At 49.3% G+C, this 22,196-nt stretch carries 26 protein-coding genes; 15 read left to right on the top strand and 11 right to left on the bottom strand.

The annotated features are described in order from the left end of the window. Window positions 1-184: 184 nt before the first annotated feature. Window positions 185-1,051 (bottom strand): hypothetical protein, encoded by an 867-nt coding sequence (locus tag BLU57_RS16680; protein WP_256206283.1) that lies wholly within the window; start codon window positions 1,049-1,051, stop codon window positions 185-187. Between the two features lie 57 nt (window positions 1,052-1,108). Here BLU57_RS16680 and BLU57_RS12775 point away from each other — a divergent pair, with 57 nt between their 5' ends. From BLU57_RS12775 to BLU57_RS12785, 3 genes are all read left to right on the top strand, one after another. Further along, window positions 1,109-1,237 (top strand): type II toxin-antitoxin system Phd/YefM family antitoxin, encoded by a 129-nt coding sequence (locus BLU57_RS12775; protein WP_256206284.1) that lies wholly within the window; start codon window positions 1,109-1,111, stop codon window positions 1,235-1,237. A 36-nt stretch (window positions 1,238-1,273) separates the two neighbouring features. Next, the gene (locus BLU57_RS12780; RefSeq protein WP_090321569.1) at window positions 1,274-1,474 is read left to right on the top strand and encodes a PIN domain-containing protein; all 201 of its coding nucleotides are present in this window, start codon (window positions 1,274-1,276) and stop codon (window positions 1,472-1,474) included. A gap of 397 nt (window positions 1,475-1,871) precedes the next feature. After that, window positions 1,872-2,510, top strand: a complete 639-nt coding sequence (locus BLU57_RS12785; RefSeq protein ID WP_090321572.1) for a PEP-CTERM sorting domain-containing protein — start codon at window positions 1,872-1,874, stop codon at window positions 2,508-2,510. Between the two features lie 161 nt (window positions 2,511-2,671). Here the strand turns inward: BLU57_RS12785 and BLU57_RS12790 are convergent, their stop codons facing one another. Genes BLU57_RS12790 through BLU57_RS12805 form a run of 4 tightly spaced genes read right to left on the bottom strand, consistent with a single transcriptional unit; the run spans window position 2,672 to window position 5,006 of the window. Next, window positions 2,672-3,172, bottom strand: a complete 501-nt coding sequence (locus BLU57_RS12790; RefSeq protein WP_090321575.1) for a phage tail protein — start codon at window positions 3,170-3,172, stop codon at window positions 2,672-2,674. A 47-nt stretch (window positions 3,173-3,219) separates the two neighbouring features. Then, window positions 3,220-3,738, bottom strand: a complete 519-nt coding sequence (locus BLU57_RS12795) for a phage tail protein (protein ID WP_090321578.1) — start codon at window positions 3,736-3,738, stop codon at window positions 3,220-3,222. A 47-nt stretch (window positions 3,739-3,785) separates the two neighbouring features. Further along, window positions 3,786-4,307, bottom strand: a complete 522-nt coding sequence (locus tag BLU57_RS12800; protein WP_090321583.1) for a phage tail protein — start codon at window positions 4,305-4,307, stop codon at window positions 3,786-3,788. A gap of 51 nt (window positions 4,308-4,358) precedes the next feature. Then, window positions 4,359-5,006 carry a hypothetical protein gene (locus tag BLU57_RS12805; RefSeq protein ID WP_090321584.1) on the bottom strand — a complete coding sequence of 216 codons (648 nt, stop codon included), beginning with the start codon at window positions 5,004-5,006 and terminating at the stop codon, window positions 4,359-4,361. A gap of 279 nt (window positions 5,007-5,285) precedes the next feature. On the opposite strand from BLU57_RS12805, the gene BLU57_RS12810 reads away from it, so the two are divergent. The 4 genes from BLU57_RS12810 to BLU57_RS12825 all read left to right on the top strand — a co-directional run bounded on the left by BLU57_RS12810 (window position 5,286) and on the right by BLU57_RS12825 (window position 8,488). Beyond that, the gene (locus BLU57_RS12810; RefSeq protein ID WP_218131672.1) at window positions 5,286-5,843 is read left to right on the top strand and encodes an NADH-quinone oxidoreductase subunit B family protein; all 558 of its coding nucleotides are present in this window, start codon (window positions 5,286-5,288) and stop codon (window positions 5,841-5,843) included. 5 nt (window positions 5,844-5,848) lie between these two features. Continuing rightward, window positions 5,849-7,321 (top strand): Ni/Fe hydrogenase subunit alpha, encoded by a 1,473-nt coding sequence (locus BLU57_RS12815; protein ID WP_090321587.1) that lies wholly within the window; start codon window positions 5,849-5,851, stop codon window positions 7,319-7,321. Between the two features lie 54 nt (window positions 7,322-7,375). Continuing rightward, a complete protein-coding gene (locus BLU57_RS12820; RefSeq protein ID WP_090321590.1) occupies window positions 7,376-7,840 on the top strand; it encodes a hypothetical protein in 465 nt (154 codons plus the stop codon). 66 nt (window positions 7,841-7,906) lie between these two features. Then, on the top strand, window positions 7,907-8,488 hold the full coding sequence (locus tag BLU57_RS12825; protein ID WP_090321592.1) for a hypothetical protein: 582 nt from the start codon (window positions 7,907-7,909) through the stop codon (window positions 8,486-8,488). Window positions 8,489-8,657: 169 nt separating this feature from the next. On the opposite strand, the gene BLU57_RS12830 is transcribed toward BLU57_RS12825, so the two are convergent. From BLU57_RS12830 to BLU57_RS12840, 3 genes are read right to left on the bottom strand one after another with little or no spacing between them, the layout of a single operon-like run. Then, window positions 8,658-8,858: a DUF2905 domain-containing protein gene (locus tag BLU57_RS12830; RefSeq protein WP_090321595.1), complete on the bottom strand. Its 201-nt coding sequence runs from the start codon at window positions 8,856-8,858 to the stop codon at window positions 8,658-8,660. A gap of 32 nt (window positions 8,859-8,890) precedes the next feature. After that, window positions 8,891-9,406 carry a lipocalin family protein gene (locus BLU57_RS12835; RefSeq protein ID WP_090321597.1) on the bottom strand — a complete coding sequence of 172 codons (516 nt, stop codon included), beginning with the start codon at window positions 9,404-9,406 and terminating at the stop codon, window positions 8,891-8,893. 9 nt (window positions 9,407-9,415) lie between these two features. Further along, the gene (locus BLU57_RS12840) at window positions 9,416-10,489 is read right to left on the bottom strand and encodes an alkene reductase (RefSeq protein WP_090321600.1); all 1,074 of its coding nucleotides are present in this window, start codon (window positions 10,487-10,489) and stop codon (window positions 9,416-9,418) included. Window positions 10,490-10,744: 255 nt separating this feature from the next. On the opposite strand from BLU57_RS12840, the gene BLU57_RS12845 reads away from it, so the two are divergent. Then, window positions 10,745-10,963: a C4-dicarboxylate ABC transporter gene (locus tag BLU57_RS12845; protein ID WP_090321603.1), complete on the top strand. Its 219-nt coding sequence runs from the start codon at window positions 10,745-10,747 to the stop codon at window positions 10,961-10,963. Between the two features lie 85 nt (window positions 10,964-11,048). On the opposite strand, the gene BLU57_RS12850 is transcribed toward BLU57_RS12845, so the two are convergent. Next, window positions 11,049-12,014 (bottom strand): MBL fold metallo-hydrolase, encoded by a 966-nt coding sequence (locus BLU57_RS12850; protein ID WP_090321605.1) that lies wholly within the window; start codon window positions 12,012-12,014, stop codon window positions 11,049-11,051. A 44-nt stretch (window positions 12,015-12,058) separates the two neighbouring features. Then, window positions 12,059-14,029, bottom strand: coding sequence for an acetate--CoA ligase (gene acs / locus BLU57_RS12855; RefSeq protein ID WP_090321608.1), 1,971 nt, complete (start codon window positions 14,027-14,029; stop codon window positions 12,059-12,061). Window positions 14,030-14,304: 275 nt separating this feature from the next. On the opposite strand from acs, the gene rimP reads away from it, so the two are divergent. From rimP to BLU57_RS12885, 6 genes are all read left to right on the top strand, one after another. Then, entirely contained in the window at window positions 14,305-14,733 is a 429-nt protein-coding gene (rimP, locus tag BLU57_RS12860; RefSeq protein ID WP_090321667.1) for a ribosome maturation factor RimP, read from the top strand. Window positions 14,734-14,757: 24 nt separating this feature from the next. After that, a complete protein-coding gene (gene nusA, locus BLU57_RS12865) occupies window positions 14,758-16,230 on the top strand; it encodes a transcription termination factor NusA (protein ID WP_090321611.1) in 1,473 nt (490 codons plus the stop codon). A gap of 86 nt (window positions 16,231-16,316) precedes the next feature. Further along, window positions 16,317-18,980 (top strand): translation initiation factor IF-2, encoded by a 2,664-nt coding sequence (gene infB, locus BLU57_RS12870; RefSeq protein WP_090321614.1) that lies wholly within the window; start codon window positions 16,317-16,319, stop codon window positions 18,978-18,980. 27 nt (window positions 18,981-19,007) lie between these two features. After that, window positions 19,008-19,403, top strand: a complete 396-nt coding sequence (rbfA, locus tag BLU57_RS12875; RefSeq protein WP_090321618.1) for a 30S ribosome-binding factor RbfA — start codon at window positions 19,008-19,010, stop codon at window positions 19,401-19,403. A gap of 30 nt (window positions 19,404-19,433) precedes the next feature. Continuing rightward, entirely contained in the window at window positions 19,434-20,372 is a 939-nt protein-coding gene (truB, locus tag BLU57_RS12880) for a tRNA pseudouridine(55) synthase TruB (protein ID WP_090321621.1), read from the top strand. Window positions 20,373-20,719: 347 nt separating this feature from the next. After that, a complete protein-coding gene (locus BLU57_RS12885; protein WP_090321623.1) occupies window positions 20,720-21,304 on the top strand; it encodes a PEP-CTERM sorting domain-containing protein in 585 nt (194 codons plus the stop codon). A 111-nt stretch (window positions 21,305-21,415) separates the two neighbouring features. Here BLU57_RS12885 and BLU57_RS12890 read toward each other — a convergent pair whose 3' ends face one another. Next, the gene (locus tag BLU57_RS12890; RefSeq protein WP_090321626.1) at window positions 21,416-21,868 is read right to left on the bottom strand and encodes a hypothetical protein; all 453 of its coding nucleotides are present in this window, start codon (window positions 21,866-21,868) and stop codon (window positions 21,416-21,418) included. 115 nt (window positions 21,869-21,983) lie between these two features. Here BLU57_RS12890 and BLU57_RS15900 point away from each other — a divergent pair, with 115 nt between their 5' ends. After that, window positions 21,984-22,196, top strand: coding sequence for a hypothetical protein (locus BLU57_RS15900; RefSeq protein WP_143026981.1), 213 nt, complete (start codon window positions 21,984-21,986; stop codon window positions 22,194-22,196).

The following is a 22,196-nucleotide window of genomic DNA, read 5'->3' on the forward strand; positions in this document are numbered from 1 at the left end:
GGTATCGAAATGAACGAGCTCGCCCGGGTAAGATTTGTTATAGCGCTTCGCTTCACGCTTGAGACGTTCCTGGATGGTTTGCTCGACCTTGGCCAAACGTTTAAGGCCATACTGCAACGTCTTGAATCGTTGGTTGGTACTGTCACGCGGGATAAATTCCTGTAACCTAGCTCGTTTCAGTACGTCATAAATCGTTGGACGGCTGACGTGGAAGTGTTCTGCCAGCTGAACTACCTTCCACAACCGGGTTTGATATAGCCGCCAGATTTCCTGACGATCCAATAATGTTAAACGAGTACGTTTGTGTATGTTCATTTACAGTATTCTCCTGAATACTGTAAACAACGCTAGGAATTCTTACAGATAATTCTATTTGGACTTTGGCATTATCATATGCTTCTTGCCAATTTTCCTTTACCTCAGCCAGAACCTGCTCTGTTGTAGGCACTTCTATGCCACATATCTGATCCTGATCTTCAAGAGCATGCCCAAACGCACTATTTAATTGGTTAATGTCCTTCATGTTCTGGCAGAGATCATGAATATCCCACACAGTCACTCCAACTATTATTGATGTACCCAATACCGGAATTGCTTCACCTGGAAGCGATACAATATGACGTCTTGCACTCATAACCGATCGAGTGGCTATACGCTTTGATACTTTCTGAGCAGTTTTTATCTTTCTATCAGATTCCTTTTTAAGCTTGGCATGCTTCTCCACCAACTCTGTGTTATTTCTGGCCAATCGGGTGTTTTTATCGACCAATTCTTTTGTTTTAACAGCCACATCATCATTTTTTTTTACCGTTGGGCTCTGGCCAAGAATTTTCGTTAATGCCGTATCAGTCAATGCATATCCTAAGAAAGATTTTAATGTATTAAAGGCAGCGGTATGCAAACTGTCGCTGACGAGTGTCGCAATGTTGGCGGATATAAGTCCCAAAAACGACAATAGTAAGAACACATTTTTTATTCTCTTCCGCAACGATGCGCTTTCTAATTTCGGTTTCTGTTCTTGTTTTCGTACTTGTTCAACAATCGCATCCACGGCACATTTCCTTTCTCTGATCGTTATCAATTATCTGTAGCGGCACTAGTCTACATCATGCGAAACACCAATATTCCAATCATCAGCATCCATGAAGCCAAGACCCACTTATCCCGGTTTATCGAAAAAGCGGCAGTGGGTGAAGAAATTATCATTGCGAAAGCTGGGAAACCTATTGCTAAGTAGGCACTGGACACGTCCGAGCAGCCAAAGAAATCGCCGATGGCGGAAATAACTTGTTTCATCGCACTACCTATTTCCTCCGAGCACGCTGCGGGTGCTGCACATCTACCGATGATTCACTCCGATCCGTTTGATCGCCTGCTGATTAGTCAGGCGCTCGCAATGCCAGCCCGTTTCGTAAACGTCGGCGCCACATTGGCGGATTATTCTGAATTATTCGATTGGATAGGAAAATCATAATATCCACGCGATGAAAGTTTTACGGCGGTACCAGAATGGCGTGATCAGGCGCAGATTTAATAGCTGTTGATTTGCGATCTCTTATTGAGAAAGTTGAGGGATTCATTCCCGCTCGATGCAGAGCTTTTCTCGGCGGCACAGCCTACCATGCTTGCGGAAAAAGTAGCATAATCCGTGAGTGGGTTAGTCAAGCGCACCATCATTGACCCAAAACTAGTGCAAGAATACTAAAAAAACAGTATGGATTTTCCATTACAACCATCTATGCCTCAGTATATATTTCTGTATATGCACTAGTATTGAAATAAAAATCTAGTTTGTAATGTGTTATTGAAGCATATGACATTAGTAGCCAGATTTTGATTGAAGGAATATTTTTTACATACAAGGAAAAATAATGATGAATCTTAGAAAAATGAAAAACTCCTCGCCGTTGAAATTGTTTTCATCGATAGGTGTTTTTATGCGCTGTAGCGTCATCGGTGCTGCCGCGATGCTGACTGTTGGCAGCGCTCAGGCATTGGATTTCCAGCTTGTTTCGCATATTGGCGACAACTATAGCTACACGCTAACCTATGGACCAAATGACAATATGTGGTACGTTGAAAATGGTAATGTGCACGCAACGATCCAGTTATCGGGCTTGTTTGGGGTCACCAGTGTTTTCGGCCCGCTCGATAACGACTTTCCGTCCGGTTCTCTTCACGATGGGCAGTTAAAATGGACAGGCAGTGTATTGTCTGGCGGCTCGGTCGTGCGCTTTACGATGCCCGAAGAAGACGTTGGTACCGGTAACTTCGGGTCAGACATGCATGTAATTGGCTTCACACTCGTTGCGCCTCATACATCCGCAATCGATAAGATCGTTCTGGATACCAACGGTTTCTATAGCGGCCACACGTTGGCTGATCGGGACGTGCATATGCTCATTTCCGGCCCTGGTGTACCGGCGGTACCTGAGCCTTCTGCCTATGCAATGATGATCGCTGGAATATTGGGTATTGGCATGATGCTCCGGCGGCGGCGCTTGTGTTAATCGGTACGCCTTATCTTTCTCAAACTGGCATGCAACTTTCGGCTAATCTCTGAGCGCGATTTCCGTTCCTAAAGTATCGACCCGTCGGATAAGACTTTGAGTTGCTATATAAAATGCTAAAAAGTCAAATACCACCGGACTTTCCCAGTGGTATTTGTTAACTAACTCCGGCTCGGAAAAATACCCTGCAAAGCAATGCAATAATTCACTACGAGATAGGGCTGCATATTGGGATGTGGCGCCCCACCGACATTACCAACCGCTGTGGCAGCCATGGTGGCGCCACCTGTGCTGCTGAACACGACATTGCCGCCGGAATCCTGCGCCCAGAACTTTCCCGCCGGACTGGTCTGAGTTCCGGCTACATTGCTGCAGTTTGCCGTATGACTGTGCGGGGGAATCTGAGCGGTTGTAAGCGTCACGCTTTCTTGCCCTCCGCGTTCTCCCTGGGTATGCGCCGAATTCACGTGCATCCCGGCACGGCCGCGAAGATCCGGCAGTGCAAACGTGGTGCGGCCGTCTCCGCCGTACATCGTGCCCAATAACGAAAACAGTGCAGTGTTTTGCGCAATCGGCAACAACTGGCCATCGCAACTCGCCCAGCCCTTGGGCGGAAAACCGAATGCAAAGGGCCGAATCTCTCCTAAAAATGGATCGTCCATACTATCCTCTCATTATCTTGTCGAATTCTTGCTGCGAAATACCGGCTTCAACTTCTAGGCGGAAATACGCCTCGCAACGCAATGCAGAAGTTCAGCACCAGATACGGCTGAAGATTATCGTGCGCTTGCCCGCCACCGGTAGCGGTGATTGTTCCAGCCGCCATCTGCGCCGGTCCGCTATCGCCGTATTCCTTGCTTCCGCCCAGATCCTGCGCCCAGAAATTTCCTGCGGGAGCGGGTTTGTTGCCGTTTCCGGCTTGTGCGTTGGCCGGGTGGCTATGCGACGGAATCTGCTGGATTGTCAACGTTTCCGTCGCCGTACCGCCGGATTCACCCAAAACGCGCTTGGAGAGACCGCCTCCCTGCCCTGCGCCCATGACGACATTACCTTGGAGGTTAGGCAGCGCGAAGGTCGATTTGCCATCGCCGCCATAGGTTGTACCAAGAATCGAAAATAATGCCGTATTGCTGGCAATGGGCAACAACTGACCATTACACTGCGCCCAGCCCACCGGCGCGAAATTAAATCCAAACGAGCGGATTTCTCCAATATACGGATCACTCATACCAGAATCTCCTTTTTTCAACTGCCGCCAGCCGTTCTCTTGTCATCCTAGTTTCTAGAAGGATAGATACCTTCGAGCGCGATAATGTAGTTGATAACTAAATAAGGTTGCACATTGTTATGCGGTTGCCCGCCGCCGGTATTGCCGATCGCCGTAGCGGCCATGGTGCTGCTGCTGGCCGTGCTATAGGCTCCGGTATTGCTGCCGGGATCGGTCGACCAATAGCTGTTGATGGGGCTCGCGCTATTGCCGGTGGTATTGGAACAGACCGCTGTATGGTTGTGAGCGGCCAATTGCCCAGTAGTCAAAGTGACTGTTTCACTGCCACCCAGCTCTCCGGTCACCTTGGGACTAAGACCGGGCCCGGTACCTTGATGCAGCGGGATACGGCTGGCGAGATTCGGCAAAGCGAAAGTCGATGCGCCATCACCACCGTAGGTTGTTCCGATTAATGAAAACAGCGCATCGTTCTCCGCTATTGAAAGCAACTGTCCCTGGCATAAAGCCCAGCCGGCGGGAGCAAAATTGCCGGCAAAGGTCTTGATTTCACCTAAATATGGATCGGGCATACAATCTCTCCTTACATCTAAAAGGTTTTACCGCCAAAACCCGCAGCAGTATCAAGCCATCTTGCGCCGCGCCGCAGCCAATACCGCCGGAACCCCGAGCAGCAGCAGCGTGCTTGTCAGCGGTTCCGGAACGGCGGTGGCGATATCCAGCGTGGAGAAATCAAGCCCGGCACCGTTAAACGTCGTTTCACCGAACAAGCCCAATCCCGGACCCGCCAGCGACAGGGAAACGTTGACTGTACCCGACGCCAATCCGGCAAAAGTCGATGATGGCAACGTCAGCGTATACACGTTATCCTCCTTACTAGCACCACCGTGCGATTCAAACAGCGTATTGAGCGCGCTGGTCAGATCCACTCCATTGACGGTAAAGGACGCTACTTGATTTCCGGTAGCAGCGGATTCGTGATCATAAATGCCAAGTATCAAGCTGCCACCGAGGATGGTATCTGCGATTGCGCCGTAGGAAAATGTCCAACTGGCTGAGAAATTCGAACCGGTATCGGAATCTCCACCAATGAATGGACCAAACGGCGCGGGCTCTCCGAGTCCAGCGGTCGTAAAAGGACCAACGGCCGGCGTCGCACCGTCCGCAAAATCCTGATCACCGAGGGTTACGACCGTGTTTGCAAGCGCAAACTGCGATCCGGCCATCAGCGCGAGTGCTACGATTGTTTTTGCAGGTAAATATTTTTTCATTAGAAAGTTCTCCTTGGGATACGCGAATGTTTTTTCTTTGAATTGATAAGATTACAGCCCTAGTCATCGGCTTTACGACCGAAACGAGACCGATTCCCGTCAACCAGTTCAGTTACGTTATACTCTCATATCGTAACCCAGATCAAGGGATTTCTGCATCGGCAATTCATTATATTATTCATGAAAATAACCGCATTCGACCGGCGTTTAATGACAGGTAAAACAAAAACGCCATGCACCCGCTGTGTAAGAACTATCCGTCAAGGAATCCGATAAAAAATGACGACTGAACACACGATCAAACGCAAATTCAAAATCGCCACCACATCGTTGGCCGGCTGCTTTGGTTGTCACATGTCTTTTTTGGATATGGACGAGCGTCTCGCCGTTTTACTTGAACAGGTTGAATTGGATCGTTCACCATTCACCGACATCAAGCACTGCGGCCCGTGCGATATCGGCTTGATCGAAGGCGGTGTGTGCAACGCGGAAAACGTGCATGTGCTGCGCGAATTCCGCGCCAACTGCGCCATCTTGGTGGCGGTCGGCGCGTGCGCGATCAACGGCGGCGTACCGGCAATGCGCAATTATTTCGACTTGCAGGAGTGTTTGGAGGAAGTGTATTTAAGCGGAACCGGCATCACTCATCCGCAGATCCCCAATGACCCCGAATTGCCGTTGTTGCTCGACAGGGTATACCCGGTTAGCGAAGTGGTGCACATCGACTACTATCTACCCGGCTGCCCGCCTTCCGCCGATGCGTTTCTGCAACTGCTCGAACCGCTGCTGACTGGACAAAAGCCGGTCATTGCCAAATCCCAATTACATTACGATTAAGCGCTATGGAGCCAGACAAACCCGCATCGCCGACAACCCGCCGCATTGCCATCGATCCGGTCACGCGCGTCGAAGGGCACGGCAAAATCACACTGCTGATCGACGATCACAACCACATCATCGAAGCGCGCTTCCATATCGTCGAGTTTCGCGGTTTCGAGAAATTCATTCAGGGCCGCCCGTTCTGGGAAGTACCGTTCTTCGTGCAACGCTTATGCGGCATTTGCCCGGTCAGCCACCAGCTGGCAGCGGCGAAAGCGGTCGATCAGATCGTGGGCGTGCAACAACTCACACCCTCTGCGACAAAACTGCGCCGCTTGCTGCATTTCGGCCAGATGCTGCAATCGCACGCACTGCATTTCTTTCACTTGTCGTCGCCCGATTTTCTGTTCGGTTTCGGCAGCGATCCGCGACAGCGCAATATTGCCGGCGTGCTGGAGCAATTCCCGGAAATTGCAATGAAAGGCGTCAAACTGCGCAAATTCGGCCAGCAAATCATCGAAGCGATCACCGGCAAACGCATTCACGGCACCGGCACCGTGCCCGGCGGCATGAACAAACCGCTCACGCTGCCTGAACGAGATGCGTTGCTGACCGGGATTGACGATATTCTGCAATGGAGTCAGGAAGCACTGGCGCTGAACGAAGAAATTCACACCGCACACCCGGAACATCGTGATTTCGGCACGCTGCATAGCCACTACATGAGCATGACCGGCAGCAACGGCGAACTGGAGTTCTACCACGGCGGATTGCGTGCGCACGCTGCCGATGGCAATTCCATTTTCGATCAGTTCGATTACTGCGATTACCAACAAATCCTCAAGGAAGAAGTGCGTTCTTGGAGCTACCTGAAATTCCCGTATTTTTCCGCATTGGGAACCGGACAAGGCTGGTACCGCGTCGGCCCGCTCGCACGCATCAACAACTGCGACCGCATCTCAACGCCGCTGGCCGAAGCCGCGCGATTGCGCTTCAGAGCCTACGGCAACGGCGGAGCGGTACACGACACGCTGGCATACCACTGGGCGCGTATGATCGAACTGCTACACTGCACCGAATCGATCCACGCCTTGCTGCAAGACCCGGACATCACCGGCACCGATTTATTAGCGGATAAAGGCGACCGGCAACCGCAAGGCATCGGCGTCATCGAAGCCCCGCGCGGCACATTGTTTCATCATTATCAGGTCAACGACAAAGGACTGGTCACGCATGCTAACCTGATCGTCTCGACCACCAGCAACAACCAAGCCATGAACGAATCAGTACGCGTGGTCGCCAACCAATACCTTGACGGCCAGGAAATCACCGAAGCGCTGCTGAACCACCTCGAAGTCGCCGTGCGCGCGTACGATCCCTGTCTGTCGTGCGCCACGCATGCGTTGGGAAAAATGCCGCTGCAAGTGACGTTACAAAACACAACAGGAAAAGTGGTTCATCAATTGACGAAAGGAGTGGACGGTGAAGTTCGATGACGAACGAGGCATTCCAATTTGGCTTACCGCCCGCCACATTGATTAGGGGTTTGAATGAGCAAGGATGAAGAATACGTCTATTATCAAGAATCTATAACCAGCCTAAATCGCGCTTGGAGAACTATTTGCGAGCTAGAAAATACCAAATTTGGAGGAGCCATCTGGAGCGCAGCTTACCGAATGGCTTTAATCGAGTACTGCAAACCCTTTAAAAAATCGTATGGTTCTAACAATAAAAGATACTCTCTCTACGAACCTGCACTTCCAGAACCACTGCTCCAACTTCATAAAGATATAATTAATTTACGAGATCAGGCTCTCGCACACCCGGACATAAATATTCTTGAAACTTCGATATATAGAAGTGAAAAAAACATATCATCACTCCCGATAATAGTTTCAAAATTATATATAAACTGGCCATCCCCAACCCAGATTCGCGCATTAATAGAAGCCGTTTTAGACCAACTCTATGATTCTCAGAAACATTATGAGTCACACTATCGTCAAAACCCCTAACAATAACAAGAAAAGAAACAGTCAAACGCTACGCGTTAGCACTGCATTTAGAGGTAGCCACATACGATGACCTGGATTACCACCTGTACCGCGCCGGACCTCGACCACCTCGACATCCCTGTCATCGCGGGCTATCTCCTAAATTTGGTGTTCACTTGTCGAGGAGGTCACAACGACCCGCAGGTTCGTTCATACGTGCATGCTTACATTTTATGTACTGACAAAGCGCTCCGCACTTATAACGCAGGCCGGTCACTTCTGCTCCAATACGCACAATCAGAAAACCGTACGGTCTTGTTGTTCGAAGGATTGGCTGATTTCGAAACGTGCATTAGCACAGTGAAGCGTTGTCTATCACTCACGGACAAAATGGCGTCCCATCGCTTAAATCCAGGTATCGAGCGAGCGAAAAGACATCAATTCGAATCGTACCAGAAGGCGATTCGCCCAGTTCGTGATGCTATCGAACACATGGAAAAGGACATCGCCCGAGACGAAGTTACGCAAGGAACTTCTATCATGCTCGCTGTTACGAACGATGGCTCCACTTTGGAGATTGGACAGCACCAACTTAAGTTTGCAGCGCTAGGTAATTGTCTCATCCAGCTTCATACCCTGGCACAGGCTCTTGCCTCTCGTGAACGCTAAACCTCAAGAATTAATTAGATCTCACTTAATATCCAAACATGATTTGGGAAAAGTATTGAGCATGCGAACAGCATCAATACTAATGGCGAAGTAATTGGGAATGCTCAACTTTAAAACCGAGTTTTGCATTGTGCATTTTGAGTAAATCAGATAGTTGCATTGAGCAACTTCACTTCCGCAACCACCACAGTATCAGCGTCAGCACGACAGAAATGATTAAGCCGGTCATCAGCGGAAAATGAAAGCTGAAGTTCTCGCGTTCGATATGAATATCACCCGGCAAACGGCCGAGCGGTAGTTGCGATAGCCAGGGCCATAGCAGGCCGAGCACCAGCAATAGGATTCCAAGTGTAATCAGTAATTGTTGCATCACATGAATTCAATCCACATCGCAAATTTGAGTTAGTCCTGTTTTGGAAAAATCAGCTTGTCCGTTGCAAAACCAAGTTCTGCGGCTTTTTGCATGAAGCGGTCGCGCAGTTCATCGCTAACCACCGGTGTTCTTGCCAGCAACCACAAATATGATTTATCGTAGCTGGTGACGAAGGTGTATTGATAGTCTTCCTTATCCAGTTCAAACACGATGTAAGCGCCATAAAACGGGCCGAAGAAGGAAACTTTCAGAAAGCCTTGCTGTGGATCACTGACGAAGTACGCTTTGCCTTCCGCTTCTTTCCACTTGTTCTCCGCCGTTGAAAAACCCTTGTTAATGACTCTAACACCGCCATCGTCGCGCAGGAAGTATTCCGCCGTCACGTTGTCGAGTCCACGTTCAAACGAATGGTCGAGCCGGGCGATTTCGTACCATTTTCCCAGATATTTGTTGAGTTCAAAGCCGTCAACCGGCGCAACATTCTGCGGAATCGACAAGCACCCGCTGAGTGCAGCGCAGAGAAAAATAATGGATAGTAGCCGCATTTTATGTTCTCACGAAGTGGTTAATGCCGGGTAATCGATATAGCCTTTTGCGTCCCACGTATAAAACCTGGCCGGATTGGGCGGATTGAGCGCTGCGCCGGTTTTGATCCGCGCCGGTAAGTCGGGGTTCGCGAGGAAACTGGTGCCGAAAGCCACGGCGTCTACTTTTCCGGCAGCGATTTCCCTGTCTGCTTCTTCGCCGCTGTAAGCCATATTGCCGATCAGCACGCCTCTGTAATGCTGGCGAACCGGCGTCATGACATCACCATTTTGCTGTTGAAAAAGATCACCACGCATCACATGCAGATAAGCAAGGTTATAGTCGTTGAGGCGAATGGCAAGCCAGGCGGATAATCCGGCCGGATCGCTGTCGATCATGCTGTTGTAGCTGTTCAGCGGCGAAATGCGCAACCCAACCCGTTCGCTGCCCCACACAGCGCTAACCGCTTCGAGCACTTCCAAGGTCAACCGTGCGCGATTTTCAATCGAACCGCCATAAGGCCCGCTGCGTTTGTTTGCGCCATCGCGCAAAAATTCATCCAGCAGATAACCATTCGCGCCATGGATTTCAATACCATCAAAGCCCGCAGCTTTGGCATTTTCTGCGGCCTTCTTGAATCCATAGACTATGCCCGGCAATTCATCGTCACGCAGTTCTCGTGGAATAACATAAGGCTTTTTTCCCTCTGGCGTACGTGCTTCATTATTGGTGATGGCGATCGGACTAGGCGCAACCGGCTGCGCGCCGCGATTGAGCAATGGATGGCAAGCTCTGCCGCCATGCCAGAGTTGCAGAAAAATTCTGCCACCGGCGGCATGCACCGCATCGGTGACCAATTTCCAGCCGACCACTTGCGCTTCGGAATAAACGCCCGGTTCTTTCCAAAACGCTGAGTTACCTTCGATCGCCATCGTCGCCTCGGCAATGATCAACCCGGCGCTTGCCCGTTGCGTGTAGTACTCCGCCATCATGGCATTCGGAAGATGCTCGTCGCCTGCGCGGCAGCGCGTTAGCGGCGCCATGAAAATACGGTTCGGTACAGTCAGCGCGCCCAGTTTGAGCGGTGAAAATAGCGTAGTCATCCACTAAATCTCCTGAAATATTCAATAGAAATCATTCTAGCGTAATTTGATGCGTTACATTTTTACTGTTTTTTGAAAATTCTTTTTAAAAAGAATTTCCTTATTTTTCAGTGAGAAAATAAAAATACATAATCTAAAAAAGGGGATTTGTGAATTAAATGTGAAATAAGTGTGAACTTTCTGTGAAGATTGCTATCGAATTGCCGTAAACGCTTTTTCAAACAACTTCAATAAATTTCAAATAAGGAAATTCTCATGAAAACAGGACATATTTTTATTATTTCGGCATTGGTCATCAGCACCACATTCTTTGGTGTTTTGTCGATGTTTAATTTACCGGAATCAGCAACCGAATGGGTTATCTCCGACATCATTCTTGGTACGATTCTGTACGTAAACTATTTGGTCATTGCCATGGCAGCAAGTTCAACCAAAACTAAAACCCATTACTCGAGCAAAAAAGTTACCGCGTAAGACTCTCACTCTCTCCAAAAATGGGGTTAAGGCTCTCCGCCTTAACCCCATTTTTATTCGGCTGCCAAGACCGGTCTTTTCACGATCAGAGCTGTTTGAAACGCTCCGTCGGTTGATCGAGCCAATGAATCAATCCTTGTGCATTCAGACGGATGTCCGAGCGCAGAAGCTCATCAATCGCATCCAACGGCAACCGGCAACCCTGCTGTGTCAGCCGTTGCAACAAGATTTCCCGTAAAGCTTTTGAAATGACCGCTTGGCGGTCTTCATCATTTTTTGCGCGTTGTGCAATGTCGACATGCGCATCGAGCAATTCATGCAGGGATTGCGCATGGCACGCCAAATTACCGATCTGGCTATAGTGGGTCAGGTAAGCGTGACGCGGCTGATAGCGCATGATGCGGTCAATTGAAGCGTGCGCTGCGGCAGGATCGAATTGCACCGGCGAAGTGGTCGGAAAAACAAATTCCAAACCATCGACGTCGAATTCCCGGTACGAAACACCGAATGTATCGCCGGTGAAAAAAGACTGGCTGCGCTCATCGAAGATGCAATTATGGTGGCGCGCATGCCCCGGTGTATCGAGAAATAGCAACGACCGGCCATTCAGATCGATGCGGCTTTCATCGGGTGCCTCGATAATCCGCGCGGCGTCGATCGGATAGATCTCACCGTACACGCGCTTAAATTCAGCCTCGCCATAAACCCCCATGGCGCCAGCGACTAGCCGCGCCGGATTCGCCATATGGCTCGCGCCGCGCGGATGCACGACCAGTTTGGCATTGGGGAAAAGACGCATGCATTCACTCGCGCCACCGGCATGATCCAGATGGATATGCGTCAAGATAACATAAGCGACATCTTCGATGGCAATGTTCTTGTGTTCGAGCGACGCGATGACACCGGGAATGGAAAACGAGGTGCCGGTATCCACCAGCGCGGCCACGCCTTTTTCGACAATCAGGTGAATCGCCGCGCGTTTGGGGCGGTGAAACTGCGCATCAATGGCACTGATGCCATGTTCATAATCAATAACAAGCGGTAATGACATATTGTTCCGGTTTTTTCTCGAACCTTAAAAGGTAATGTTGGATGTTATTTGGACGGATATTTTAACTGTTCCAGGATAGCTGGGTTTTCCAGCGTGGAAATATCCTGCGTGATTTCCTCGCCTTTGGCGAGCGTGCGCAATAACCGGCGCATGATTTTACCCGACCGGGTTTTGGGCAGATTTTCTCCGAAACGGATTTCGTCGGGCTTGGCAATCGGGCCGATCTCCTTCGCCACCCAGTCACGCAAAGTATCCGTAATTCGCGCCACTTCTTCACCGTGCGGATATTTGCCTTTTAATACGACAAACGCAATTACCGCTTCGCCTTTGATCTCATGCGGCTTGCCAACGACCGCCGCTTCCGCAACCAAAGGATGAGCCACCAATGCCGATTCAATTTCCATCGTGCCCAGGCGATGCCCGGAAACGTTCAACACGTCATCGATACGCCCCATGATCCAGAAGTATCCGTCTTTATCGCGGTAAGCGGAATCGCCCGCCAGATAATATTTTCCATGACCGGTATCTTCGGGAAAATAGGCTTTTTTGAAACGTTCCGGATCACCCCAAAGTGTACGGATTTGCGAAGGAAAAGGCTTTTTGATCACCAGGAAACCGCCCTTACCGTTTTCGACCTCATGACCGGCCTCATCGACAATCGCCGCGAAAATTCCAGGCAACGGAAACGTGCAGGAACCGGGCTTAAGTGCAACTGCACCCGGTGTGGGCGCAATCATATGGCAGCCGGTCTCCGTCTGCCACCAGGTATCGACAATGGGGCAACGCGACCGCCCTACTTTTTCATAAAACCACATCCAGGCTTCCGGATTGATCGGTTCACCGACCGACCCCAGTAACCGTAACGACGACAGATCGTATTGTGCGGGCAAATCGCCGCCTAATTTGATCAACGAGCGGATCGCCGTGGGCGCGGTATAAAAGGTTGTCACTTGATGCTTCTGAATGATTTCCCAGAAACGCCCGGCATGCGGATACGTGGGAATTCCCTCAAAAATCACTTGAGTCGCCCCCATGGCCAAGGGTCCGTACGTGACATAGCTATGACCGGTGATCCAGCCGACATCGGCCGTACACCAAAAAATATCCGTAGGTTTATAGTCAAAAATCCATTGCATGCTGACGATAGCACCCAGCAAATAACCCGCGCTGGAATGCTGAACGCCCTTGGGTTTACCGGTCGATCCGGAGGTATACAGCGTAAACAAAGGATGCTCGGCGTCAACCCATTCCGGTTCACACTCGCTACCGGCGTTCTGTGTAATCTCATGCCACCAGACATCGCGCGGCGGGTTAAATGGAATTTCCCCGCCGGTACGTTGATACACCACAATCGATTGAACCGATGTTGTGTCGCTCATGCGCATGGCTTCGTCAACGGTGGCTTTGAGCGGATGATGCTTGCCGCCGCGTACCTGCTCATCGGCTGTAATAATGGCTACAGCACCGGCATCGTGAATGCGCTCGTGCAGACTCTTAGCGGAGAAACCGCCGAACACCACGGAGTGAATCGCACCGATACGGGCGCAAGCTTGCATGGCGACCACCGCCTCAATGCGCATCGGCATATAAATAACGACCCGGTCACCTTTCTTGATATTGCGTGCTTTCAGTGCATTGGCGAGCTGGCAAACCCGCTGATGGAGGTCACGGTAGGTCGACCGTATCACCTCGCCGTCGTCGGACTCAAAAATAATGGCGACTTTATCCGCTTGGGTAGCCAGATGCCGGTCCAGGCAGTTATACGAAACGTTTAATTCGCCGTCGGCGAACCATTTGTAAAACGGCGCATTACGATCATCCAGTATTTGTGTGAAAGGCTTATGCCAAAGAATCCGCTCTTTCGCCCGTTTGGCCCAGAAATGCTGGTAATCCTGTTCGGCCTCCGCACACAAAGCTTGATAGGCTTGAAAGCTGGATACATTGGCTTGGCTAGAAAATTCGTCAGAGGGCGGAAAAATACGGGTTTCATTTAAAACTGATTCAATCGTCGACATGCAATATCTCCGGTATTCATTCGTTCAATACACTGAGACAGAATTGTATCATTGGCTCCAGGCACCTTATACTTCTTAATTTCAGACACGTTAAAAACTGCGACCTCAAAATATCATTAAACAGGCTATTCAGAGAGTGCTGGCAAAGCACTGAAAATCGCTGAAAATATTACCTTTGGCGAAAGTTTATGTTTCCTATTTCGCAAATATTTGTTAAAATAAAATCAATAAATTCGATGGGCTTTTTCAGCTCATTTTTTATTTGTGGTGGAGCTATGGTATTAGAAGAATTATTGGAATCCACTCTACAAGGAATGGGTTACGAGTTGGTTGAAGTAGAACGGCTAGCACACAACAAATTATTAAGAATATTTGTCGATAAAGAGGGCGGTATTAACATTGATGACTGCGTAGCAATCAGCAATCATCTCAGTCGGTTGTTTGCAGTTGAGAACATCGATTATGGCCGATTGGAAGTGTCATCGCCCGGATTAGACAGGCCGTTGCGGAAAGAAGCGGATTTTATCCGTTTCAAAGGAGAAACGGTCAAACTAAAACTGCGCATCCCGGTTCAGGGGCAACGGAATTTTGTGGGAGTTTTGCGGGAAATAAATAATGGCATAATAAAACTGGAAAGCGAAGGAAAGTTGTTTGATCTTGAATTGAGTAATCTTGGAAAAGCGCGTTTGGTTCCAAAATTGTAGGTATATAGATTTGGCTGGAGGACTATGAGCCGCGAAATTTTACTGTTGGTTGATGCATTGGCACGCGAGAAAGCGGTGGAAAAAGAGATTGTTTTCACTGCGCTGGAGCTCGCATTGGCATCCGCTACGAAAAAACGATTTCAAGAGGATATCGAGACTCGGGTTTCTATTGACAGAGCCACAGGAGATCACCAATCCTTCCGCCGCTGGCTGGTTGTCGAAGATGGCGCCGTGGAAGATCCTGCGCGCCAGATCTCTCTGAGTGATGCGGCAGAAACCGATGTGGATATTCAGGTTGGCAATTTTCTGGAAAAACCGCTGGAACCCATTGAGTTCGGACGTATCGGCGCACAAGCCGCAAAACAAGTCATTTTCCAGAAAATACGCGACGCCGAACGTGAGCAAACATTGAATGATTTCCTGGAACGCGGAGATTATTTAATTACCGGTACGATTAAGCGCATGGAACGTGGCAATGCCATTATCGAGTCCGGAAAGATCGAAGCGGAGCTGCCTCGCGACCAGATGATACCGAAAGAAAACTTGCGTGTCGGTGACCGGGTCCGGGCTTATCTGCATAAAGTGGATCGCGCTGCCAGAGGGCCGCAATTGAAGCTCTCGCGTAATTCCCCTGAATTTCTGATGAAATTATTTGAACTGGAAGTGCCGGAGATTGAGGAAGGTCTGCTGGAAATCAAAGCGGCCGCCCGTGATCCCGGATCACGCGCCAAAATTGCCGTCAAATCGAACGATCAGCGTGTCGACCCGATCGGCACTTGCGTTGGCATGCGCGGTTCCAGAGTTCAGGCGGTCATCAGTGAATTGGCTGGCGAACGCGTTGATATCGTGCTGTGGTCGGACGATCCCGCGACTTTCATCATCAATGCGCTGGCACCCGCAGAAATCAGCAGCATCATGGTCGATGAAGAAAAGCACAGCATGGACATCGTGGTCGATGATGATAACCTGGCGCAGGCCATTGGCCGCGGAGGACAAAATGTGCGCTTAGCTTCCGAGTTGACCGGCTGGGAACTTAACATCATGACGGTGGAAGAATCCAAAGCCAAGCATGAGCAAGAATCATCGCAAATCTGCCAGCTCTTCATGCAAAAGCTCGATGTCGACGAAGAGATCGCGGAAATTCTTGTGCAAGAAGGATTTGTTACGCTGGAAGAAGTGGCTTACGTGCCATTGAACGAGATGCTGGAAATCGAATCGTTGGATGAAGAAACCGTCACCGAGATCCGCAATCGTGCGCGTAACGTGCTGCTCACGGATGCTATCGCGAATGAAGAAAAAGTTGAACATGTCGCGGAAGATTTACTTGCCATAGAAGGTATGGATATTAATCTCGTGCGCGAGCTAGCAGCGAAAGGGATTAATACACAAGCCGATTTGGCCGATCTGGCTGCCGATGATCTGGTTGAGATAACCGGTATTGATATTGAACGTGCAAATCAATTAATTATCAAAGCACGTGAACCATGGTTTACTTGATCTAAACACCCGGTTAGTAATAAATTAACCGGGTTGTTGTTTATTTCGGAAGCCTGCTTGTCGTTTTGTTTGTTGAAGGGTTATAAATGGCTCAAATGAGTGTGGAACAATTTGCTAATGAACTGGGTTTGTTACCGGCAGTACTGCTGGAACAACTTAAAGCCGCCGGCGTAAAAAAAACGCTGGCGGAAGACAGTTTAACCGAGCAAGATAAAGCGCAGTTACTCGATTATCTAAGAAAAACACATGGCACCACTGAGACCCGCAGCAAAGTCACGTTAACACGCCGCCAAACTTCCGAAATACGAAAATCTGACAGCACAGGCCGGGCACGGACAATTCAAGTGGAAGTCAGAAAAAGACGCGTGCTGACAAAACCAGGCATGCCGGCTGAAACTGAAACCGCCCCGGAAATCCCTAAACCACTTGAGGCCGTCAGTCCGCCGAGCAAAGAACCCGTCTCCATCATCGATGCGGAACAATTGGCTTTGCGCAACGAAGAAGCGCGCAAGCAAGCGGAGTTGATGGCGCGTCAGGCTGAAGAGATTAAACAGAAAAGAGAGCGCAAGAAAGCCGAGTCTGCCAGCAATATCAATAAAGCTTCGATAGAACCGGAAAAAGCCACTGAGACTGAAGCATCCCCAACAGCAATCAAACCGGGGACGGCAACACCCGCAGAAGCAGAAATCAACAGTCCGTCAACCACCGCCAAGAAAACCGAGACCGGACAATCCACGAATGACACTCAAGCCGCTGCGACGGATGGAACGCTGCACAAACCGGCGGTAAAACCGGAAGAAAAAGTCGATAAAAAGAAAAAACAAGCCAAGCAGCAAGTCGTTTGGAAAGATGAAAACACAAAAAAACGAGGCGTTAAGACCCGTGGCGATCTCACCAACGGTCAACAAGGTTGGCGCACACGCAGAGATAAACATAGCAAACCGGCGCATGCCGAAGAACAGAATATGCACGCCTTTTCCGCACCGACAGAACCAATCGTGCGCGAAATCATGGTTCCCGAAACCATTTCTGTAGGCGCTCTTGCACAAAAAATGTCGGTAAAAGCCGCCGATGTCATCAAAGTATTGATGAAGATGGGCAGCATGGTGACCATCAATCAAATGCTGGATCAGGATACGGCCATGATTGTCGTCGAAGAAATGGGCCATATCGCCAAATATGCCGAGATCGATAATCCCGAGAATTTTCTTGCCGATCACGAATCCACCACCGGTGAAGCTGAATCGCTCCCGCGGGCACCTGTGGTCACGGTCATGGGGCACGTGGATCACGGTAAAACTTCATTGTTGGACTATATTCGCCGCACCCGTGTCGCGGGTGGTGAAGCAGGCGGAATAACTCAACACATCGGCGCTTATCATGTGGAAACCGATCACGGCATGATCACCTTTCTCGATACTCCGGGACATGAAGCCTTTACGGCCATGCGTGCACGCGGCACCAAGATCACGGACATCGTTATTCTTGTCGTCGCTGCGGATGACGGCGTAATGCCGCAGACTATCGAAGCCGTTCACCATGCAAAAGCAGCCAAAATCCCCATCATTGTAGCCGTCAATAAAATCGACAAACCCGAAGCCAATCCCGAACGGATCCGGCACGAACTGGTTGCGCACGAAGTAGTCCCGGAAGATTGGGGCGGCGATACAATGTTCGTCGAGGTATCGGCCAAAACAGGCCAGGGCATTGATGGCCTGCTGGAAAGTATATTATTGCAGGCCGAAGTACTGGAACTGAAAGCACCGGTCAAAACCGCTGCAAAAGGCGTTGTGATTGAATCACGGCTCGATAAAGGCCGCGGCCCGGTCGCAACCATTCTGGTGCAATCCGGAACGCTGAATCGCGGTGATGTGATATTGGCTGGCGCAGTTTTTGGCAAAGTGCGCGGCATGAACGATGAGAATGGCAAAGCAATTAAACAAGCGGGAACATCCATTCCGGTTGAAATTCAAGGATTATCCGAGGTGCCCGAGGCCGGCGAAACCGTGCTGGTGCTTGATGACGAGCGGAAAGCACGGGAAATCGCACTGTTCCGACAGGGTAAATACCGTGATGTGAAGTTTGCCAAGCAGCAAGCTGCAAAACTTGAGAATGTCTTTGACCAGCAAGAAGATGTCAAAATCCTATCCTTGATCATCAAAGCTGATGTGCAGGGTTCTTGTGAAGCCTTGGCCTACGCTCTGCATAAAATTTCAACAGACGAAGTAAAAGTCAATATCATCCACAGTGGCGTGGGCGCGATTATCGAATCCGATGTCAATCTGTCATTGGCATCCAAAGCCGTTATTATTGGTTTTAATGTCCGCGCGGATGCGAGTGCGCGCAAATTGATCGCTTCCAGTGGCGTCGATGTGCGTTACTACAATATTATTTACGAAGCGGTTGATGAAATTAAAGCAGCACTTTCCGGCATGATGTCGCCCGATCGCAAGGAAAGCATCATCGGTCTCGTCGATATCCGTGAAATTTATCGCATTCCTAAAGTGGGCGTGGTTGCCGGATGTTATGTACTGGATGGCATTGTCAAAAGAAGCTCGCTCGTCAGAGTGTTGCGGGATGGTCTGGTCATCCACAGCTGTGAACTCGATTCGCTGAAACGTTTCAAAGATGATGCCAAAGAAGTCCGGGAAGGATTTGAATGCGGCTTATCGTTAAAAAATTTCAACGATATTCAGGTCGGCGATCAACTGGAAATTTATGAAATTGTCGAGACCGCGCGGTCTCTGTAATCAGAGTTCTGATTCGCAATAGCCTATATGCCCAGAGATTTTTCCCGCACCCTGCGTGTTGCTGACCAAATACAACGCGAATTGGCCGACTTGGTACAAAACGAAATCAAAGATCCGCGTGTACGGCAAATCACGATCACGGCTGTCGAAGTAACCCGCGATTATAGTAATGCCAAAGTCTTTTACACCACGTTATGCAGTAAAGAAGAAAATGTGCTGGTGGAAAAAGGCTTGGAGCATGCCAAAGGTTTTTTGCGTACCCATCTCGCCCACCGGATGAAACTAAGAATCACACCGCAACTTCACTTTGTTTTTGATGCATCGGTCGAGCGCGGCGTACGTCTGTCCAAGTTAATCGACGAAGCCATCGCGCAAGACAAGGCGACGCATCATCTCGATCCGGATCCTGAACAAGCCGGCTGATCACCACACTGACCAAATCTTCGCACTCATTTGACTAAACCAGCGAAACGCAATATCAGCGGTGTCCTGTTATTGGATAAACCGCTCAATATTTCATCCAATAAAGCCATCCAGATCGCCAAGCATCTTTTCTCCGCAGCCAAATGCGGACATACCGGCACATTGGATCCTTTGGCAACCGGATTGCTTCCGGTCTGTTTTGGTGAAGCCACCAAGTTCTCATCAGTGTTGCTGGGTGCCAATAAAACTTACGAAACAACTCTGAAACTGGGTTTTATGAGCACCACGGGGGATGCGGAAGGCGAAATCAGTCAAGTGGCGGCGACGGTTCAGAATCCGGCTTTTTCCGCATGCGAACAGACCATCCAGGATTTTATCGGTCCCATCATGCAGACCCCGCCCATGTACAGCGCGCTTAAACATCAGGGCAAACCGCTGTATGCCTATGCCAGAGGCGGCGAAATCATTGAACGGCAGGCGCGCGAAATTATCATTCACGGAATACAAATCCAGTCATTGCTGCACAATGAATTGCAATTGAATATTCAATGCGGTACCGGTACTTACATCCGGACACTGGCGGAAGATATCGGCAAGGCACTGGGATGCGGTGGCGCATACCTGTTGAGTTTGCGCCGTACCGCTATCGACCGTTTCCAGGTTACTCAAGCGCACACGCTATTGGCGCTAGAGGAAATGAACGCTGCCGAGAGAGATGCGTGCTTACTACCGGTCGATTGCTTATTGCAAGCATATCCGGCAGTAACGTTAAACGATCAGTCGGCATTACTGCTGCAACAAGGCCGCACCATCGAATATCAGCCGGATAGCAACGCAATGCCCGCTGGAGAAGTAATACGCTTATATAACCGGCAACACTTCATGGGACTTGGCGAAATCACCGCTAAACAGGAAATAATGGCAAAGCGTTTACTGTCGAATAGTTATTGGTCTGAAATGACGGTATAAATTTGCGATCGAAACGAATTCTCCCGGAAATTACCACAACACTGAATCGCTTCACATCGCACTTATGCTCGAATCTCTGGAGCGCCCTCCCTCCCAACCTTCCCAGACATCACGCAAGCGGCCCTTAGCATGCTTCCAAGCACCATAACGGCAGCAGAATTCCGATCTTCCTACAAATATAACTCATTAATTGTAGTCAAAAATAAGCATATCCTTTATATCAATAAGATTTTTCTAAGTACATAATCAAAAGTGCCTGAGTTCGGAATGACTAATGCTTTTATTATGAGCATTCTGAATTTAGGAGAGGTAATACTACAAATCTGCAATATAAAAAGGAGCAGAACATGATACTAAAAAAACTAGCAATAGCGATTATTGCAACGGGTGCTCTCGTCTTTGGAAGCGGTGTTCAAGCAAATACCTATTCATTTGGCCAGCTACTGTCCGGTGGCGGTCCTGCAAATGTTCACTTTGCCGATCTGAGCGCTACTGATGATGGCGGAGGAAATTGGACATTCACGCTGACTACTTTAGACTTAAATGCAATCTTCGGCACGGATTCATTCATAGGCTCAATGGCAGTGGTAGGTACAAAACCCACATCCAGCTCAACCGATTTAGGTGGAGGCGTGACTGTGGTCGATCCAGCTAATGGCGGCGGCCCGGGTGGAAGTTTTAATTTCCGTTACGATTTTGGTAGTGGCGGAGCATCGGACAGACTGACAGCCAATGAGTCAGTAACCTGGCATGTAGGCGGTCTGGGATCAGATCCTTTACCAATTAATGGCCAGTTAGCACTGCACGTTCAAGCTACATCATATTCACCGGATTCCGCTTGGTACGTTTCACCCGTTCCAGAACCTGAAACCTATGCGATGCTGCTGATCGGATTGGGATTACTCGGTACGGCCATCCGCCGCAAAAAGTAAAACCGGTGTCGAATCTGATATTGCTTAAAACAACAATCCCGCTCAAGTAGCGGGATTGTTGTTCATAACACCAAAACAGCGTGGTCTTTTAACTGCTCCGGTCACACTCGCTCAAGCCGAGCCGAGATTGAAATCAAGCATTGTACTACCGTTATATTGCTGCAAGTTACGTTCGGCAATGCGCAATTTATGCAGCAAAATGGTCAGTTGCGAATAAAACTCGTCACTGGCAATCAATTGTTGCCATTCATCGCCATCCGGGTCATCCTCGTCCAGATTACGCCAGAAGAGATTGCAGAATGTATTGAATGGAACCGGCTGACCGGCGATCAAATCCGCCTTTGTTTTATGATTAATCCAACGCTGCCGCCTTTTGATCAAATCCTCCGCGCCAGCGCACACAACAACCGACAGATATGCGTACAAATCCGTCGTGCTGCGAATGCTCTGAAGTTCGGGAAATTTTCTTGTGTTGATCGCTCTGGCAATCAATTCCTGCAGCGCCATAGTAGAAACTTTAAGACTTACACCCGTTTGTAATACGTAAATTTTGTCGAGGTACATAGGTCATCAAAAATAAAGTAAGGAGCTGTAACCAATAAATCATTCGATTAAGAATCGCGATTAAGGTTCACTGGCACGCAAATTCTCCGGTAATAAAGCTTTCTATTCGCAACGGATGAGCATTTTCGTCACAGTATCTGGTTCGGTCGAGCAGCACTATAATTTCAGCAAGCAGCACATCGACCTCATCTTTTCAAGGATACCGGCGCCCGCCTCACTTGCCAATACAATTGAAGTGATGACAGTTCGTGCAATTTCAAGTGCTAGTGAGCGTGATGTTCTCTCCCTGCTCCACCCGATTCATGCTGTTCTGAATGAGTGCTGGTAA

It is taken from the genome of Nitrosomonas oligotropha (assembly GCF_900106555.1).
Lineage (GTDB): Bacteria > Pseudomonadota > Gammaproteobacteria > Burkholderiales > Nitrosomonadaceae > Nitrosomonas > Nitrosomonas oligotropha_A.

Excerpts from the sequence above, each read along its gene's own strand:
- BLU57_RS12850 (WP_090321605.1), bottom strand. The coding sequence starts at position 12,014 with ATGTCATTACCGCTTGTTATTGATTATGAACATGGCATCAGTGCCATT.
- nusA (WP_090321611.1), top strand. The coding sequence starts at position 14,758 with ATGAGCCGCGAAATTTTACTGTTGGTTGATGCATTGGCACGCGAGAAA.
- BLU57_RS12840 (WP_090321600.1), bottom strand. The coding sequence starts at position 10,489 with ATGACTACGCTATTTTCACCGCTCAAACTGGGCGCGCTGACTGTACCG.
- infB (WP_090321614.1), top strand. The coding sequence starts at position 16,317 with ATGGCTCAAATGAGTGTGGAACAATTTGCTAATGAACTGGGTTTGTTA.
- BLU57_RS12825 (WP_090321592.1), top strand. The coding sequence starts at position 7,907 with ATGACCTGGATTACCACCTGTACCGCGCCGGACCTCGACCACCTCGAC.
- BLU57_RS12800 (WP_090321583.1), bottom strand. The coding sequence starts at position 4,307 with ATGCCCGATCCATATTTAGGTGAAATCAAGACCTTTGCCGGCAATTTT.
- BLU57_RS12785 (WP_090321572.1), top strand. The coding sequence starts at position 1,872 with ATGATGAATCTTAGAAAAATGAAAAACTCCTCGCCGTTGAAATTGTTT.
- rbfA (WP_090321618.1), top strand. The coding sequence starts at position 19,008 with ATGCCCAGAGATTTTTCCCGCACCCTGCGTGTTGCTGACCAAATACAA.
- BLU57_RS12830 (WP_090321595.1), bottom strand. The coding sequence starts at position 8,858 with ATGCAACAATTACTGATTACACTTGGAATCCTATTGCTGGTGCTCGGC.
- BLU57_RS12820 (WP_090321590.1), top strand. The coding sequence starts at position 7,376 with ATGAGCAAGGATGAAGAATACGTCTATTATCAAGAATCTATAACCAGC.
- BLU57_RS12890 (WP_090321626.1), bottom strand. The coding sequence starts at position 21,868 with ATGTACCTCGACAAAATTTACGTATTACAAACGGGTGTAAGTCTTAAA.
- acs (WP_090321608.1), bottom strand. The coding sequence starts at position 14,029 with ATGTCGACGATTGAATCAGTTTTAAATGAAACCCGTATTTTTCCGCCC.
- rimP (WP_090321667.1), top strand. The coding sequence starts at position 14,305 with ATGGTATTAGAAGAATTATTGGAATCCACTCTACAAGGAATGGGTTAC.
- BLU57_RS12815 (WP_090321587.1), top strand. The coding sequence starts at position 5,849 with ATGGAGCCAGACAAACCCGCATCGCCGACAACCCGCCGCATTGCCATC.
- BLU57_RS12790 (WP_090321575.1), bottom strand. The coding sequence starts at position 3,172 with ATGGACGATCCATTTTTAGGAGAGATTCGGCCCTTTGCATTCGGTTTT.
- BLU57_RS12810 (WP_218131672.1), top strand. The coding sequence starts at position 5,286 with ATGACGACTGAACACACGATCAAACGCAAATTCAAAATCGCCACCACA.
- BLU57_RS12775 (WP_256206284.1), top strand. The coding sequence starts at position 1,109 with ATGCGAAACACCAATATTCCAATCATCAGCATCCATGAAGCCAAGACC.
- BLU57_RS12845 (WP_090321603.1), top strand. The coding sequence starts at position 10,745 with ATGAAAACAGGACATATTTTTATTATTTCGGCATTGGTCATCAGCACC.
- BLU57_RS12795 (WP_090321578.1), bottom strand. The coding sequence starts at position 3,738 with ATGAGTGATCCGTATATTGGAGAAATCCGCTCGTTTGGATTTAATTTC.
- BLU57_RS12780 (WP_090321569.1), top strand. The coding sequence starts at position 1,274 with ATGGCGGAAATAACTTGTTTCATCGCACTACCTATTTCCTCCGAGCAC.
- BLU57_RS12805 (WP_090321584.1), bottom strand. The coding sequence starts at position 5,006 with ATGAAAAAATATTTACCTGCAAAAACAATCGTAGCACTCGCGCTGATG.
- BLU57_RS15900 (WP_143026981.1), top strand. The coding sequence starts at position 21,984 with ATGAGCATTTTCGTCACAGTATCTGGTTCGGTCGAGCAGCACTATAAT.
- BLU57_RS12885 (WP_090321623.1), top strand. The coding sequence starts at position 20,720 with ATGATACTAAAAAAACTAGCAATAGCGATTATTGCAACGGGTGCTCTC.
- BLU57_RS12835 (WP_090321597.1), bottom strand. The coding sequence starts at position 9,406 with ATGCGGCTACTATCCATTATTTTTCTCTGCGCTGCACTCAGCGGGTGC.